This window comes from Prevotella sp. C0026C3, from assembly GCF_056590795.1.
The window spans coordinates 58,205-75,674 of sequence record NZ_JBWPWW010000007.1 but is presented as its reverse complement, the minus strand read 5'-3'; the positions used below and the strand labels follow the sequence as shown (position 1 = coordinate 75,674).

Sequence of the window (17,470 nt, the reverse complement as noted above, 5' to 3'; positions counted from 1 at the left end):
TGATGAATTATATAAATAAGGTGTTGATAGCCTTGGCGGTGTTTACATACAGCCTCGGTATAGAAGCGCAAGATAAAATAGTAAATCCTGATATCTCGTATGCAGGCAATCCTCGTACGTGTATTCTGGGGGGTATCAATGTCTCAGGAGTGGAGAACTATGAAGATTATATGCTGACAGGTATCTCCGGATTGAGCGTTGGACAAGAGATAAGTGTGCCGGGAAGCGAAATCACAGAGGCTGTGAAGCGTTACTGGAAACATGGTCTTTTCTCTGATGTAAAGGTGGCTGCCGACTCTATCGTTGGTCGTAAGGTGTACTTGCACTTCTATCTAAAGACTCGTCCTCGTGTTTCTACCATCAATTACTCTGGCTTGAAGAAGAGTGAGCGTGAGGATATGGAACAGAAACTCGGCTTATTGAAGGGGTCGCAGATTACACCGAATATGATTGACCGTGCCAAGATATTGGCCAAGAAATACTTTGATGATAAAGGCTTTAAGAACGCGGAGATAGAGATAAATCAGCGCGAAGACGTGGCAAACAAGAATCAAGTGATTCTTGATGTCAATGTTGATAAGAAAGAGAAGATGAAGGTTCGTAGGATTATCATCGATGGAAACGAGAAACTTTCAGACTCTAAGATAAAAGGTGGATTCCTTAAGAAAGGTGCTTTTTCGAAGATTCATGAGGCTGGAACACTTGGTGGATTTTTGAAAGCAAAGAAGTTTACGCCAGAGCGTTATGCTGAAGACAAGAAGAAGCTTATTGAGAAATATAACGAACTGGGTTATCGTGATGCCACTATTGTGAAGGATAGCGTATGGAATAATGACGATAAACATGTCAATGTATATATAAAGGTAGACGAAGGACAGAAGTATTATCTGCGCAATATCACATGGGCTGGTAACACTGTTTACTCTACTGACTATCTGAGTGCGTTGCTTGGTATGCAGAAAGGGGATGTTTACAACCAAAAGCAATTGAGCAAACGCTTGTCTGAAGATGAGGATGCTGTGGGCAATAGCTACTGGAATAATGGTTATTTGTTCTACAATTTGAATCCTACAGAGGTTAATATTGTTGGCGACTCCATTGATTTGGAGATGCGTATTGTGGAAGGACCGCAGGCTCATATCGATCATGTGCGAATCAATGGTAACGACCGTTTATATGAAAATGTAGTTCGTCGTGAGTTGCGTACCAAACCCGGAGACCTATTCTCTAAGGAAGCTTTGCAGCGTTCAGCACGTGAATTGGGCTCTATGGGACACTTCGACCCGGAAAAAGTGAATCCGGATGTGAAGCCAAACTATGAGAATGGAACGGTAGACATTAACTGGAACTTGGCTCAGAAGAGTAATGACCAGATTGAATTCTCACTCGGTTATGGACAAACGGGTGTCATTGGGCGAGTTGGATTGAAGTTGAATAACTTCTCTATAGCCAACTTATTCAATAAGAATAGAGAGCATCGTGGTATTATGCCTATCGGTGATGGTGAGACATTGTCATTGGGTGCACAGACCAATGGTACTTACTATCAATCGTATAATGCCAGTTATTCAACCAACTGGTTGGGTGGAAAGCGCCCCATTCAGTTCTCTGTGAGTGCTTATTACAGTAAGCAGACTGACGTATCAAGCAGTTATTATAATAGTGGATATATGAACAACTATTATAATTCCATCTATGGTATGGGTAACAGCTATTATAACAACTATGAGAACTACTATGATCCAGACAAGTATGTGAAGTTGTTAGGTGTCAGTGTAGGGTGGGGTAAACGTCTACGTTGGCCCGATGACTATTTCATGTTGTCTATGCAGTTGTCTTACCAGCGCTATATTTTGAAGAATTGGAATTACTTCTTGATGACGAATGGCTCTGCTAATAATATCAACTTGAACCTTTCGTTGAGTCGAGTATCTACCGATAACCAACTCTTCCCACGTCGTGGTTCTGAGTTTATGGCCTCTGTTACTTTGACTCCGCCTTGGAGTGCATGGGATGGTAAGGACTATAAGAACCTTGCAACAGATAGACAATCGGCCACTTACTCACAAGAACAACAAGAGAAGTTCCACTGGATAGAGTATCATAAGTGGAAGTTTAAGGCTAAGACCTATACGGCTCTTTCAGGTGGTCAGAAGTGTTTTGTGTTGATGACCCGTGTAGAAATGGGTATCTTAGGTAGCTATAACAAGTATAAGAAGAGTCCGTTCGAGACCTATTATATGGGTGGTGACGGTATGAGTGGATATTCTACCGGCTATGCGGAAGAGACTATTGGATTGCGTGGTTATGAGAATGGCTCGCTCACATCGCAAGGTGAGGGTTATGCTTACGACCGTTTCTCGCTGGAACTTCGCTATCCATTCCTCCTTGGTAATACTACAATCTACGGTCTTACCTTCGTAGAAGCAGGTAATGCTTGGACATCTGTGAAGAATTTCAACCCATTCGACATGAAGCGTAGTGCCGGTGTTGGTGTTCGCCTCTTCTTGCCTATGGTTGGTCTGATGGGTATTGACTGGGCTTACGGATTTGATAAGGTGTTTGGAACAAAGGGTGGAAGCCAGTTCCACTTCATCTTAGGACAAGAGTTCTAGAATTAAATGATAATGAAATGAAGAAATTGTTGATGATATGCCTGATGGCTCTAGTGGGGCTTACGGCAAATGCGCAGAAGTTTGCGTTGATGGATATGGAATATGTGTTGAAGCATATTCCGGCCTATGAGCGTGCTAATGAGCAACTCAATCAAGTGAGCAAGAAGTGGCAGGCAGAAGTAGAAGCCCTGAATACGGAAGCCAGCACGATGTATAAGAATTATCAGAACGAGGTGGTCTTCCTCTCTAAGGAGCAGAAGAAAGCCAAGCAAGATCAGATCATGCAGAAAGAGAAAGCAGCTGCTGACCTCAAGAAGAAATATTTCGGACCGGAAGGTGAACTCTTTAAGAAGCGTGAAAGTTTGATGACACCTATCCAAGATGAAATCTATGCAGCTGTGAAGGAGATCTCAGAATTGCGTGGTTACAGTCTTGTCTTGGATCGTGCTAGCGATACATCCATCATCTTTGGTAGTCCACGTATTGACATTTCTACCGAGATACTACAAAAACTGGGATATGAATAGAGTGAAGAGTTTGGAGTGAGAAGTGATGAATTATGGGCATTTTGCTTAACTCTATCACTCCAATTTACTCCTTAACTCCCATGATAGAAATAGAATTAATAATTAAATAAACTTTAGAAACGATGAAGAAGATTATTTTGATGTTGATGCTTTTTGCACCATTGTCAATGTTTGCACAGAAGTTTGGCCACCTGAATGCTCAGGAAGTAATGGCTAGCATGCCTGAGTTTATCAAGGCTCGTGGTGAGATGGAAGCTACTGCAAAGCAGTACGAGAACGACTTGAAGGCTATGCAGGACGAGTTGACTCGCAAGTCTCAGGACTATGACAAGAATAAGAGTACGATGAATGCTACCAAACAACAGGAGACAGAGACCGAATTACAGACTATGTATCAGAAGATACAGCAGACTTATCAGGACAATCAACAGGCTCTTCAGAAAGCTCAGCAAGAGAAAATGACTCCTATCACAACCAAACTTGTCAACGCTATCAAAGCAGTTGGTAAGACCGGTGGCTATGTTTACATCATGGATGTGAGCACAGGTATCCCTTATATCAGCGATACATTGAGCAAGGATGTTACTTCAGAGGTAAAGGCTCAGCTCTCTAAGACTAAGTAATACAAGTTGTTTATATCATATAGGTGGGGGCAGGGGAGATTCCTTGCCCCCATTTTGTTCTTTCTTAATATCCACAACTAATCTTAACGACTTATGAAAAAATATTTCCTTTTTTTAGTGCTATGCTTCGTTATGCTATCGGCTTCGGCTCAAGATATGCAGAAGTTTGGCTATTTCAGTTTCGACACGGTGCTCAAATCGATGCCGGAATATACCATTGCACAGCGCAATATGGAAAGCTTGCGCGGTAAATATGCGGCTGAAACCAAGCGAGTGGAGGATGAGTTTAATAAGAAATATGAGGAATTCCTCGAAGGACAACGTGAGTTTGAACCAACTATTTTGCAAAAGCGTCAGGCAGAATTGCAAGAGATGATGGAGAAGAATGTTGCCTTTAAAGCCAATGCCGAACGTCTTTTGAAGCAGGCTGAGGCCGATGCTTATGGACCGGTACGCGAGAAGTTGAGGACAACGGTTCGTCGTATTGGTATGGAGCGCGGTTATATGTTCGTCTTGAACACCGATAACGATGCTGTTCCCTACATCAATAGCATGATGGGAGAAGACATCAATACCTTGTTACTGGATGCAGTGAAGTAATGGAAACCTCACCCCTAACCCCTCTCCCAAGGCGAGGGGAATAAAGATAGAGTTTTATAAATGATGGTCAATAGGCTTTTAGCTTCACTCCATCACTGCTTCACTCCCCCTAACTCCTTACCTCATCTCCCCTCTCCTTGGGAGAGGGGGTGGGAGAGAGGTAAATTAATTGCATTTATGAATCTTCCCCAAAATCCCGGCCCTATAGGCGTATTCGATTCCGGTTATGGCGGATTGACCATCTTACATGGTATTCGTCAGTTGCTACCGCAGTACGATTATGTCTATTTAGGTGATAATGCACGTGCGCCATACGGTACACGCTCTTTCGATATAGTGTATAAATTTACACGTCAAGCAGTCTTAAAATTGTTCTCAATGGGCTGCCATCTCGTGATATTGGGCTGTAATACCGCTTCGGCCAAAGCTCTACGCTCCATTCAGCGTCGCGATATTCCGATGTGGGATTCTGGTCGGCGTGTGCTGGGAGTAATTCGTCCTACAGCCGAGATTATTGGTAATATCACACAATCTCGCCATGTAGGTTTGCTGGCGACCGAAGGAACGGTCAAGAGTAGAAGCTATGACATGGAGATAGGTAAGCTTTGGCCTGATATCAAAGTGTCGGGTGTGGCTTGTCCTTTTTGGGTTCCTTTGGTCGAATATAATGAAGCTGATAGTCCCGGAGCCGATTATTTCGTCAAGAAGCGTGTGGATGAGTTGATGCGGAAGGATGCAAATATTGATACCATTATCTTAGGATGCACCCATTATCCCATCCTAATGCCGAAGATAGTGAAGTATGTTCCCTCCGGTGTGAGGGTCTTGCCACAAGGCGAGTACGTAGCCGATAGTCTGCAAACTTATCTAGGTGAGCATCCGGCTATTGAGAAGAAGTGTACCCAAGGTGGCAGTTGTTACTACTACACGACGGAGAATGCCGATAAATTTAAAGAGTCGGCACGTATTTTCCTGCACGAAGACGTACAGGTAACACATATTGATCTCGACGATCGTAAGTTTTTCTAATGGAGCATGGACAGTGGTTATCGTCTTTTTCGACCACTGTCCATGTTTTTTGTTAATGCCATTGTCCCAAAGAAAAATAGGATGGCCGTCACGAAACCGGCTATTGCGTCAATGGCATAATGGGCTTGGATATAGACCGTTGCCATACATAGTAATAGATAGAAAGGCAACATCAATACTAGTAATTTATAATTTCGTGCATACAGCACAAGCAGCATGCAGATGGTCGATATACCTACATGGCTGCTAGGGAAAGCTGCCGTAGGGCGTTCTCCAGCAGCTTTGGCGTCTTCTACCAATTGATAGAATATGCCGTGTGTGTATCCCGGACTAGGCAGGCAATCCGTATGCGTATTGAAATAGTCGTGTACTTGTGGAAAGATTCCTTTTACCACGTATTCCATTCCTATCGCTTTGTAATAGAATGTTGGCCCGGTTACGGGTAGGAATACATAAATTACGTAATAAGCAAAGAACGAAACCAATACAACGGTTGCAGCTCGTTCAAACTCCTGATAGCGGCATACGAAGAAGTAAAGTATGGTCAATACTATCATAGGATAATAGGAAGCATACCCCATATCCATGAGTTCGCTTACGATATGCGAAGGGAATTTGGCAGCAAAGAGCAAGGCTGGTTGACAACCAAACATCATCTGTTCCCAGCGAGCAAATAAGTGGTCGAGGTTGGGAAAGATACGATTGAGTTCGTAAGTGTCGGGATACCACCACGCCAGTAGGCCGAGTTGAGCTCCCACTCTTATAAAGCGTGTCAGCCGGCAAGGCACCAGTCTATAGACAGCCCATAGTGCTATGGTGATGGCTCCAATGCGTACACGTCCCCATATCATCGCATGGGGACTCTCCATCTTTGTGTATGTAAAGAGTATAACGAGCAGTGTTAGTAGCATATAGCCCAGCACTGCCCATTCCAATACCATGAGTCCGCGATGCGGTTTCTTCTCGATGGTAACCAAGTCTTTCAGAAATTTCATTGTTTTCATTTATAGCCAACTGTTTTCTCGATACCATTGAATCGTGAGGTCTACACCTTTCTTCAAGTCGTAAAGTGCGTGGTATCCCAGTTCATCCATTGTTGGCTCTATGTTACAACGCCAGTTGCGTTGTTTCAATATATGATATTTATCGTTGTTGAGTGCCGAAGGTTGTTTGCCGGTTCTACCTACGTATTCGCCTATCCATGTGATGATGCGGAGTAGTGCTATCGGGGCTGTGAGGCGTATCCACCAAGGGCGCCCCAATGCTTCGTGTATGTAGTTGCTGAATGCGCTCGATTGATAGACATTACCATCACTCAAGAAGTATTTTCTCCCGTTCATGCCATGGTCGAAAGCAAGGAATACAGCCTGTACCACATCCTGTACATATACGAATGTAATGTCTTGTCGTGTGAATCCTACAGCAAAGTCTACATGGTTCTTAATACTCTTTGCCATGAGGAAGTAGTCGTGCTCACGTGGCCCATAGACTCCTGTGGGGCGCAGAATGATATAAGGGAAGTCGTTGCCTATGCTGTCGAGGAATTGTTCTGCTTGCAGTTTGCTCTGCCCATAAGCCGTATTCGGGCGGGGCGTATCTTCTTCGCAAATCTCTGCATAGGGCTTTTGTTCGCGTATAGCTCCATACACGCTGAGGCTGCTTAGGTAGACAAAGCGGCGTATCGGCATCTGTAATTCGAGCAAAGCATTGACTAAATTTTTTGTTCCTTCGGTATTGACGCGGAAGAAATCGTTCTTGTTCCGACATTTGGTCACGCCTGCGGCATGTACCACATAGTCGAAAGTATGGTCGCGGAGTTGTTCTTTCAACTCCTGCTTGTCATTCAGATTGAGTTCGATGAAGTGGATACGTGGGTCGGTGAGATACTGTCGAGAACTGCTCTTTCGCACAGCTGCCCACACTTCAAACCCTTTGTTCAAGGCTTCTTCTACGATAAAACTTCCGATGAATCCACTGGCACCGGTAATGAGAACGTTCATTTAAAGATACTAATAACTATTCGATACAAAAATAGTGATATTTTCTGAAATACGAGAATTCTCACAACATTTACTTCTCATTAGCCGGTGTCTTGCCTTTTTGTTTTTCTTACATCGTCTTATTTGTTCCTATAAAAATTGTCGATAAGCAGAATATATCGTATCTTCACGACCGTATTTATAGACAAATTAATTGAAAGTATTTTTATGAGTAATGTATTATTAGTAAGCGGACATCCAGATTTAAATATATCGAATGCCAATGCGACGGTTATCAGTAAGTTGAAAGAGTTGATTCCTACTATGGAAGTAAGTGATCTTGGGGCACTATATCCCAATCGCAAGATTGATGTAGCTGCCGAGCAAGCTAAGTTAGTGAAGGCAGATACCATTATTTGGCAGTTTCCTCTCTATTGGTTTGCTACTCCCGGTATCTTTAAGCAGTGGATGGATGATGTATTGCTCTATGGCTTTGCTTATGGTTCTACAGGTGATAAACTCCATGGTAAGAAGGTCATCGTATCTGTAACTGCGGGTGCGGGCATCGAGAACTATAGCGACAAAGGTCGTACGATAGAAGATTTAATGGCTCCTATCATTCGTAGTATAGATTTCTGCGGTATGGAGTTTGTTGGCTGTGTCACTGAAGCCGGGATGCTTTATATGCCGGGTGTGATGCCCGAAGAGGTGTTGGCGGGCGTAAAGACCAAGGCTGTTGCGCAAGCTGAGCGTGTGGCTGCGCTGGTAAAATAAGCCTATTGAGTTTTGCTTGTTCGCAATGATAAACGCCTGAAAATACTAGTTTGGCAAGAGGAATTTGCTATTTTGTAAATTTATAGGTAGTTATCATTCGTAGAACTCGCGTTTAATTATTACCTTTGCATACAACATAGGCCGATGTTCTGTTGCCTTGTTGTATGCTTTTGTTGGTTCCATAGTTTAATGGATAGAACGGAGGTTTCCTAAACCTTTGATCCGAGTTCGATTCTCGGTGGAATCACAATTCAAGTTAAAAGCCGCGACTCTAGGAAAAATCCTTGAGCCGCGGCTTTTATTATATAAGAGGTATTGTTCTATGCTACCTTCTCTTCAATCTTCTTACCCATTGTCAAGTAAGCAATAGGAGATGCGATGAAGATAGACGACAGTGTACCGAATACTACACCAAGTGCCATAGCAAATGCGAATGGCTGGATACTCTCTCCACCGAGGAATAGGATACACAACAATACGAGCAATGTTGTAGACGAGGTGTTGATGGTACGAGCCAATGTTTGGTTGATACTATCGTTGAATACTGTCTGATAATCCTGCTTTGGATGCAACTTCAAATTCTCACGTATACGGTCGAATACCACCACCTTATCGTTGATAGAGTAACCGATAACGGTCAAGATAGCGCCGATGAAGGTTTGGTCTATTTCAAGAGAGAATGGTACCACGCCCTGTAATAGCGAGAACAAACCGATGACTACCAAGGCATCGAATGCCAAAGCTATAGTTGAACCTACAGAGAATGCCACATTGCGGAAACGAATTAAGATATATACGAAGATGGCAATCAGGGCGAAGAGCACACTGATGATGGCACCGTATGTAATATCTTTAGCTACAGAAGGACCTACCTTGGTACTGCTGATGATAGAACCTCCTTGGCGGATGTCCGGATTCTTGAAGTCGGAAACGCTCTTCTGACTTACCAGTCCGTCGGCTTTCAATGCGTTGTAAAGCATGGTTTCTGCCTCGTCGTCTACTGTTGGGCTGTTGCTCTCAATCTTGTAGTTGGTCGACATACGGATGGTGCGGTTGTCGGTACCCAGTGCCAAAGCACTTGTTGTACAACCAGGGAAGGTTTTAGCCAATACACCACGCACTTCTTCAGGCTGAACAGGGTTCTCAAATTGTACTACGTAGTTACGTCCACCGGTGAAGTCGATGCTCTTACCAATACCACGAACGAAGAAGCTGGCGATGAATACAATTGTCATAATAACGACGATGCCAAAGCTGGTCTTGTAAACTCCCATGAATGGGAAGTGCACATTCTGCATCAAGTTCTCTGACAATGGAGTATGGAACTTCAACTTTGTCCAACGATCCTTGTTCAACTGATATTCATAAACGAGACGTGTGAGGAACACAGCTGTAAAGAATGAGCAGACGATACCGATAATCAAAGTGGTAGCGAAACCACGGATAGGACCTGTACCGAATACGTAGAGGATGACACCAGTGATGATAGAAGTCAAGTTAGAGTCGAAGATAGCCGAGAAAGCATTGTCGTAACCGGCTTTCAGAGCTTGTTTCATACCGAGTCCGGCACGCAACTCTTCTTTGATACGTTCATAGATAAGCACGTTGGCATCGACGGCCGTACCGAGCGATAGCACCATACCGGCAATACCTGACATGGTAAGTGCGGCTTGGAACGAGGTCAGAATACCGAGTGTAAAGAATAGGTTGACAATCAAAGCGATGTTAGCCATCATACCGGGAATGAGGTTGTACATCATAACCATGTACACCATCAACAGCACGAAAGCGATAGCAAATGATACAACGCCCTGTTCGATAGACTGTGCACCCAGTGTAGGACCTACCACTTCTTCCTGTACGATGCGTGCAGGAGCTGGCATACGACCCGACTTCAAGGTGTTGGCCAAGTCCTTGGTATCCTCAATGGTGAAGTTACCTGAGATAGAAGACTGGCCACCATCAATCTCTCCGTTTACACGAGGAGCAGAGTAAACCACGCCATCCAATACAATAGCGATAGCTTTACCAACGTTGGCTTTGGTCAATGCAGCCCAACGACGTGCACCTTCTGAGTTCATGCTCATGCTAACCTCAGGTGAACCGGTGAGGTTGTTGAACTGGTCTTTGGCGTCGGTCACTACATCGCCTTCCAGCGGAGCGCGTCCACTAGCCGATGTAACCTTCAATGCGTGCAGCTCATAGATGTTTTTGCCCTTTACCAAGTCGCTAGGCTTAGCACTCCAAAGGAGTTTCAAGTCAGAAGGCAACACCTGTTTTGCAAGTGCACTATAGATAATCTTATTGATGGCAGCGGTATCGCGAACACTGGCAAAAGCCACAAGGCTTAGCGAATTCTGACCCGATGTCTGAAGCATAGCGAGCAATGGATGCTGCTTCTTGGCTGCCTCCATCTGTGCTTCTGTATTTTCTTTTATAGTTTTGTCTGCCTTATTGTTAAGCTTAAACTTAGGCTGCTCTGCTGTTTTGGCAGCAACTTGTGCTGTATCTGCCTTTACTTGTGTGGTGTCGGCACCACCGTTTGCCAAGCGAGTATCCAATTGGCTGAGGTAAGGAATGATTTCCTCGGAATTGTAAGTCTCCCAGAATTCGAGGTTGGCACTTCCCTGCAGCAGCTTACGCATACGCTCCGGTTCGCGGATACCCGGCATTTCTACCATGATACGACCGTCTTGGCCTTCCAGTTTCTGAATGTTAGGCTGTACGACACCGAACTTGTCGATACGTGTACGAACTACGTTGAAAGAGTTGTCGATGGCGCTCTTTACTTCGGCACGTAGTACTTTCTCTACTTCTGAGTCGCTGCTTTGTGGGTTTACTTTGCCCTGTAACTGCTGAGTAGCGAAAATTTCTGCGAGGCGATGCCCCGGTGCGTTCTTCTTATAAGCCTTGATGAAGAGAGAGATGAAGTCACTCTGACTGTGCTCTTCCTCTACGCGAGCCTCTTTGATAGACTTGGTGAAACCTGCGTCTGTCTTGTGGTCGGCGAGCATTTCCACTACATCGGGTACAGAAATCTCCAAGATGACGTTCATACCGCCCTTGAGGTCAAGACCTAGACCGATTTGAGTCTCCAGACATTTCTGATAAGAGTAGATACCCAGATACTTCACCGAGTCCTTGTAGTCTTGCTGCGCAATAGGGTCTTTCAACTTGGCTGCCTCTGTGTCATAGTGGTGTGTAGCCACAGAGAACGACAAGTAGAAAATGCTTGCAAGCGTCAAGAGGACGGCTGTACAAATTACAATTCCTTTGTTTTGCATTTTATTGTGTTATTATTGATTATTGTTTTTCGACAATATTAACTATCCTACACCTACTATATATTAGGTGTATATAGGCTGCAAAGATAAGGTTTTTTTAGCATTTCGGAAAATTTATAGCCGTTAAATGTGCAAAAAAGCGACTATAAAGTGGGTTTCTTACTGCTCATTTGGCTACCTCTCAACTCTTAATTCCTCACTTCTCACTCCTAAATTCATAAGCTTGTTTACTCGTCCATTTGTCTATTAGAAAATTGCAAAGCTCTTTCAGCATTGTTGCCTCAACTCTTCAGCGTTTCTGAATAGGCTAGGCAGCGATGTTGCGGAGGCGCTGCAACAGCCCCACCTCAGTCCTTTACAGCCCCACCCCGCCCCTCCCCAAAAGGGAAGGGAGATGGCTTCGAGTTGATAAGTCCTTTAGTTGTGGGACGGAAAAGGTCTATTCTTTACTCCCTCTCCTTTTGGAGAGGGATGGGGAGAGGCTGCTTAAGTCCCAATCTGTTCTTCCCAAAAGGGGAAAAAGGCTATGATGAACCATCAGTACCAAAGGCTTTGAAACAAAATCTTATGATAGAACGTCGAAGGAATGCACCATGAACACACCTTATTTCGGCAGATATAGCTGAGAAGCAAAGCGTTTTCTAAGCACCGCAATGAGCCTTTCCTCGGTTAGGTCGCTCTCTTTGACCGTTAGATAATACCTCCAAGGTAAGTGCTTGAAAGTATCATCTGTAAACATATCGTCTGCTTTGACCGTCATGTCGATATGTCCGTTTAAATCAATAACAGATGTATGGAGAAACAACCATCGGCTTACAGTAAGGAACAACTTCCCATATTTATTCTTAATGGCATCAGGCGACTCCTTGGTTTGAGGAAATACGAGATAGATGTTGTTATTCCTATTATGCAAATTCACACCTCCAAGCGAATTTTCAGAAGCGCATATTTGTTCCTCATCGGGTATCAATGATTTAAAATAATAGGTAAGTGAATCTATTTGTTCCCTCTGTTGGTGAATGGCAGAAGAATTTTGTTGTTTCACAGCATGCCAAACGTTATCCATGAGAGTAGTTAGAAGCGCTGCTATACTATGCGCTTGAGGCGTCCAAATCGTCGTACCCTTTTCACACTCAAAAAAGAAATATTGTACACCGTCAAGCCCCAATCGGCCCGATAGAGGGTATTGGGCCGTATGCACGGCATACTCCATAAGCGCGGCCAATCGGAGATAAACGGTCGTGTCGCACTGCATCTTATAAGTTTGTTCTTTATCTTTCGCTTCCAAAATGTAGGACGCTCTTCCCTCCATAGGATAACGAAGATACAAAGCGTAAGGCGGGGTAAACGACGGTTTTACGATATACTGATACCAAGCACCTTCGTTGTAATATCGGTCAAATATATTCTGCCAAATTCTGTAATGCCCCCTATCGCACGGCTCCAACCTATTTTGAGCGAGCATGGGAAGGCAAACCGATAACAGTAATATGATGAGTGTAACTGGCTTATTGAGCATCTCGACATTGTTTACTGTTCTACCGGTCGTTTCTGCCAATCGTCTTTGACGTAGCTGTCAGGGTAAGTGGTACGGTCGATGACGTCGCCCTTACGCAGGCGGATATAAGTGTCGAAACTGCGTTTTCCCTCTTTAAGTACGATGATACGGGCACCATTGCTCAGATGATTGTACTCTGTGTTGCCCCCGGAGAAGCGACCGTAGGCCAGCAAAATGTTCTTATACATCACAGAATAATCGTTGTCGTGGTCGTGACCACAGAAGATTCCCATTACATCGCCACCCAAACGCATGGCTGAGAACATGCCGGTATTGATGGTCGGAGGGCATGCCGGCTCCATACGTGTGCCATAGAGAGTGGCATCTTCGATGGTTGCCGCCATTCTATATTCAATCAATGGGATGTGGAAGAAAGCCAATGCAGGCATCGGTTTACCACCATTGAGGGCTGTAAACTGTGCATTCTGCATGCGATACCAGTCTATTTGGTCGTGCGTAAACCACGCATATCCGCCAATGGTAGAGTCTTGTGCCATGCTATGGGAGTCCATACAATAAAGTACGGCAGCATCACGATTACCCTTATGCGACTTGATTCGCAGCGTGTAATCGGGTGATAGGCCACCTTTGCGGTCGGGCATGATGTTGTTTTTCACACTGCGTGCGATGTCGTAAAGTTCTTCGTTGGTCATACCAAATTGCAGGTCGTGGTTGCCGAAGAGATAGACAAAAGGAATATTATACGAAGAAATCTTGTCCAAGACCACCCGTAATGTCTTGTCGGCTGGCGATGAATAGATCACGTCACCGGTCAATACAATCAGGTCGGGATGCTCTTTGGTCAGCACTTCGTCGATACATTTCAGCGCAATTGCCGCATGTGGATTGTTGATTTGGTAGTGTACGTCGGTGAACTGTACGATTTTAAACTCGCCATTGCTATTGAATTTCAAAGTCAGAGCATTGCTCATGGTGTAGAAACCCAACAACAATGCGAACATCAAAGTAAACTTTCTTTTCATCATTTTTCTATTAAGGAATTTAAATCACTCATGGATATGATTATTATCTAACACCGTGGACTCTATGAAGTGCCCAGTGTCTTTCGTCCACAAAATTATATGAAACGGCCATAATTCACAAATAGCAATCCAAAAACATTGATTTTATAGCCTGTTTTTCGTTAATGACAGCCAAAAACAAGATAAACTATCAACTAAAACAGATGAAGAGGTATTGTGGTGCAATGACGTTCTAGCTATGGTAGTGTCTATTGCTGCCTATACTTTACAAAAAGCGGCAACAAAGAAAAACTTTGTTGCCGCATAAAAACCTTGACGGTTATTTCTTACGAATGAGTGTCAGCCCGTCGCGTAGAGTTAAGATGACTTTCTCTACTCGCTCATCGGCAGCCACATGGTCGTTGAACGAGCGAATGCCGATGGTCTGATGGTCGTGGTCGTAGGCCGAGTCTACCACATGACCATCCCACAATGTATTGTCGGCCAAGATGTAACCACCCGGCTTGAGTAGCTTCATCACCATCTCGTAGGTCTCTATATACGTGCGTTTATCGCCATCCACAAACGCCATGTCGAACTCAATACCCAGCTTGGGAGCCTCTATGTTGGCATCGCCAATGATAAATTCGATGCGATTGGATACTGGACTTTGTTCTATCCAAGGCCGTGTGAAGTCTTCCATCTCATCGTTGATCTCGAACGTCCATACCTTTCCACCCTCTTCCAAGCCCATCGCCATGGCAATGGCTGAGTATCCGCTGAATGTTCCTACTTCCAGAATGTTACGCGGACGAAGCATTTGTACGAGCATTTTTAGTAATTGTCCCTGTACCCGACCGCTTGCCATGCGACCGTGTATGGTATATATATTGGTGGCACGGTACAACCGATAGAGGTATTCGTGTTCTTTTTCGCTATGTTCTACTACGTAGTCGTCTAAAGAAATCATGCTCACTTCTTTTCTTCTACAAGTGCCATGACGGCAAATTCGTATGATCGCAAGCCGAACCCGGCTATTACTCCTAGACACCCAGAAGAAATCATAGAATGATGGCGGAACTCCTCTCGGCTATGTACATTACTGATATGCACTTCTATCACCGGGCATTTGAGTGAGCGGATGCAGTCGAGCAAAGCCACGGAAGTGTGCGTATAGGCACCAGCATTCAGCACGATACCATCGTAACTGAATCCTACTTCCTGCATCTTGTTGATGAGCTCACCTTCAATATTACTTTGGTAATAGGATATTTCCGCCTCCGGGAATCTATTCTGTAAACTTGGTAGATAGCTATCAAACGAATTGTTGCCATAGATACCGGGCTCGCGGACGCCCAACAGATTCAGGTTGGGACCATTCATGATCAATATTTTCTTCATCTCTTTGCTATGATATATGGGCAAAGATAGTAAATTGTGGTGGGATTCAAGCAATAATAAAAGAGAATTATCCCGTGGTTTTAAGTAATGTTAGCTATGCTTTGCTATCTAAAGACAAGTTTTCTAGCCTCTATTTATATAACGTTTTCTACATCTTAGCCATCGGCTAGTTGCACTTTAGTTGGTATCATGGATAGTCATGCGATAAAACAATATAAGGTAAGAAGTCGCTTCGATGTTTGGAAACGATTTCTTACCTTTATATTTATTTCTCCACTTATATTTTCGTAAAGCAACTAAAGGAGTTTTTGGGAACCATATTAGAGGATTCTTTTTCCTCTATTTTCTATGGGAGGAGCTGCTATTCTCGCAATATATACTCGTTGAAGAGAGGTGAGATGGGCTTAATATTTAAAAGAACTACCCCCAAGGAACTCGCGAAGAAGGCTGGTGGGCGGGATGTCTCGGTTGCTAATAGGTTGGAAATAGCGCAGGAATTTCTTTAGACGATAGGCTTCGCTGTACTCCTCGCAGTCTTCTGGTACTTGCTCAAGTAATGGTTCGGCCTGTGTCTTGAGCACAGCCAGCTCGAAAAGCATGGCTGTGTTGAACATGGCATCGGCGTTCTCTTGATACGGGAATATCCATTTATTCTCGCCCGCTCTGACCGATGGCCATCGGTGGATGGTCTCCTGTGCGGTGACACCGCGGTATTTGAAGTCGCGTACAATGCGTCGTAAGAGTCGGTTATCGGTCGTGGGGATGTAGTTATGGTCGTCGAGTAAGATAGTGGTCAAGGCCGACGCGTAGACGCGGAACTTCTGTTCTTCAGGTATTTGAGCCGTCAGTTCGGGGTTGAGGGCGTGAATGCCTTCCACTATGAGTACATTATTCTCATTCATGCGTAGCTTCTTTCCCTTCATCTCACTGCGTCCTGTCTGGAAGTTATACGTTGGTAATTCTACCTCTTCTCCATAGAATAGGGCGTTGAATTGGTGGTTGATGAGTGGTAAGTTGAGGGCATAGATACTTTCATAGTCGTATTCTCCATTGGCGTCTTTGGGTGTTTGCTCGCGGTCGATAAAGTAGTCGTCGAGCGAAATTTGCAACGGTTTGATACCATTGGTCATGAGTTGGATGGACAATCGCTTGCAGGTGGTGGTCTTACCCGATGACGATGGCCCGGCGAGTAGCACGAGTTTCACCCCTTTACGGTTTGCAATCTCTTCGGCTATTTGTGCAATCTTCTTTTCTTGTAAGGCTTCCGAGACGTTGATGAGTTCCGTTGTCTTACCTTCTTTTACGGCTTCGTTGATGTCGCCTACGGTGCGAATGCCCATAATGTCTTGCCATTGGTGGTGCTCACGGAATATCTCGAACATCTTATCTTGGTCGGTCATCTCGGATAATACTGCCGGATTGTCTTGCGAAGGTATGCGCAACAGAAGCCCTTGATTGAAGAGTTCGAGGCCGAAAAGATAGAGGCCGGCCGTGTTAGTGAGTAGTGAACCGTAGAAATAATCCACGAAATCGTCGAGCTGATAATATGTGGTATAGAGACGCCCCGCACTCTTGAGTAGTTTTACTTTGGCCTCGTCGCCCTTGATTCGGAACATTTCGATGGCCTCTTCGGTAGGTACTTCGAAGCGGCGGAAGGGTATATGGGTGTCGATAATCTGTTGCATGCGTGTGCGAATACGGTCTACGTCGTCTGTCGTGATGTCTCGTCCTATTTGCAAATTCACGTAATAACCTTTGGAAACAGGAATGTCTATCACTACCTCGGCACCCGAATAGAGATCGTGGATGGCTTTACAACATACCATGAAAAGGCTTCGTGTGTAGCATCGCGAGGCCGAATTGCTGTGCATGTCCAGATATTCGATGTCCTTGTTGTGAAAGAGTCGGAAGTTCATTCCCTCCACCTTATTGTTCACTTTGGCGTTGATGGGGCCGTAAGGTAGATGCAAATTTAATTCATTAAAAACGTCAGAAAGTGTGCTTCCGATTGCGACCTTTAGAGTTTTTTTATTATTTTTGCAACGTATTTGTAATGTTTGTTTCATTCGTAAAGTCATTATAGATTGATGAGCGTAAAGGTAACAAAAAGCAGTATAA

14 protein-coding genes and 1 tRNA gene are annotated in these 17,470 nt (G+C 44.4%); 7 read left to right on the top strand and 8 right to left on the bottom strand.

The genetic code is table 11. The features are described from left to right. Positions 1–2 precede the first annotated feature (2 nt). From AC1EK4_RS06185 to murI, 5 genes are all read left to right on the top strand, one after another. Positions 3–2,615 carry a BamA/OMP85 family outer membrane protein gene (locus AC1EK4_RS06185; RefSeq protein ID WP_480357511.1) on the top strand — a complete coding sequence of 871 codons (2,613 nt, stop codon included), beginning with the start codon at positions 3–5 and terminating at the stop codon, positions 2,613–2,615. A 17-nt stretch (positions 2,616–2,632) separates the two neighbouring features. Beyond that, on the top strand, positions 2,633–3,142 hold the full coding sequence (locus AC1EK4_RS06180) for an OmpH/Skp family outer membrane protein (protein ID WP_480357427.1): 510 nt from the start codon (positions 2,633–2,635) through the stop codon (positions 3,140–3,142). A 122-nt stretch (positions 3,143–3,264) separates the two neighbouring features. Beyond that, positions 3,265–3,765 (top strand): OmpH/Skp family outer membrane protein, encoded by a 501-nt coding sequence (locus tag AC1EK4_RS06175; RefSeq protein ID WP_480357426.1) that lies wholly within the window; start codon positions 3,265–3,267, stop codon positions 3,763–3,765. Between the two features lie 93 nt (positions 3,766–3,858). Continuing rightward, positions 3,859–4,365 carry an OmpH/Skp family outer membrane protein gene (locus AC1EK4_RS06170; RefSeq protein WP_036897772.1) on the top strand — a complete coding sequence of 169 codons (507 nt, stop codon included), beginning with the start codon at positions 3,859–3,861 and terminating at the stop codon, positions 4,363–4,365. A gap of 177 nt (positions 4,366–4,542) precedes the next feature. Further along, entirely contained in the window at positions 4,543–5,394 is an 852-nt protein-coding gene (gene murI / locus AC1EK4_RS06165; RefSeq protein WP_062435202.1) for a glutamate racemase, read from the top strand. Between the two features lie 17 nt (positions 5,395–5,411). On the opposite strand, the gene AC1EK4_RS06160 is transcribed toward murI, so the two are convergent. Further along, positions 5,412–6,398, bottom strand: a complete 987-nt coding sequence (locus tag AC1EK4_RS06160) for a phosphatase PAP2 family protein (protein WP_198025883.1) — start codon at positions 6,396–6,398, stop codon at positions 5,412–5,414. Beyond that, positions 6,399–7,394: an NAD-dependent epimerase/dehydratase family protein gene (locus AC1EK4_RS06155; RefSeq protein ID WP_036897778.1), complete on the bottom strand. Its 996-nt coding sequence runs from the start codon at positions 7,392–7,394 to the stop codon at positions 6,399–6,401. A gap of 207 nt (positions 7,395–7,601) precedes the next feature. Between AC1EK4_RS06155 and AC1EK4_RS06150 the strand changes: the two genes are divergently transcribed. Next, a complete protein-coding gene (locus AC1EK4_RS06150; protein WP_036897780.1) occupies positions 7,602–8,147 on the top strand; it encodes an NAD(P)H-dependent oxidoreductase in 546 nt (181 codons plus the stop codon). 175 nt (positions 8,148–8,322) lie between these two features. Next, positions 8,323–8,394 (top strand) — tRNA-Arg (locus AC1EK4_RS06145). A 73-nt stretch (positions 8,395–8,467) separates the two neighbouring features. Here the strand turns inward: AC1EK4_RS06145 and secDF are convergent. From secDF to AC1EK4_RS06115, 6 genes are all read right to left on the bottom strand, one after another. Then, a complete protein-coding gene (secDF, locus tag AC1EK4_RS06140) occupies positions 8,468–11,431 on the bottom strand; it encodes a protein translocase subunit SecDF (RefSeq protein ID WP_480357423.1) in 2,964 nt (987 codons plus the stop codon). Positions 11,432–12,035: 604 nt separating this feature from the next. Continuing rightward, positions 12,036–12,989 carry a hypothetical protein gene (locus AC1EK4_RS06135; protein WP_156431101.1) on the bottom strand — a complete coding sequence of 318 codons (954 nt, stop codon included), beginning with the start codon at positions 12,987–12,989 and terminating at the stop codon, positions 12,036–12,038. After that, a complete protein-coding gene (locus AC1EK4_RS06130; protein ID WP_480357422.1) occupies positions 12,962–13,975 on the bottom strand; it encodes a metallophosphoesterase family protein in 1,014 nt (337 codons plus the stop codon). The genes AC1EK4_RS06135 and AC1EK4_RS06130 overlap by 28 nt, the downstream gene beginning before the upstream one ends. Before the next feature lie 316 nt (positions 13,976–14,291). Further along, a complete protein-coding gene (locus AC1EK4_RS06125) occupies positions 14,292–14,921 on the bottom strand; it encodes an O-methyltransferase (RefSeq protein ID WP_156431100.1) in 630 nt (209 codons plus the stop codon). Positions 14,922–14,923: 2 nt separating this feature from the next. After that, a complete protein-coding gene (gene aroQ, locus AC1EK4_RS06120; RefSeq protein WP_036898167.1) occupies positions 14,924–15,352 on the bottom strand; it encodes a type II 3-dehydroquinate dehydratase in 429 nt (142 codons plus the stop codon). A gap of 404 nt (positions 15,353–15,756) precedes the next feature. Then, complete coding sequence (locus AC1EK4_RS06115) at positions 15,757–17,418, bottom strand: nucleoside kinase (protein WP_036898171.1); 1,662 nt, start codon at positions 17,416–17,418, stop codon at positions 15,757–15,759. Positions 17,419–17,470 lie beyond the last annotated feature (52 nt).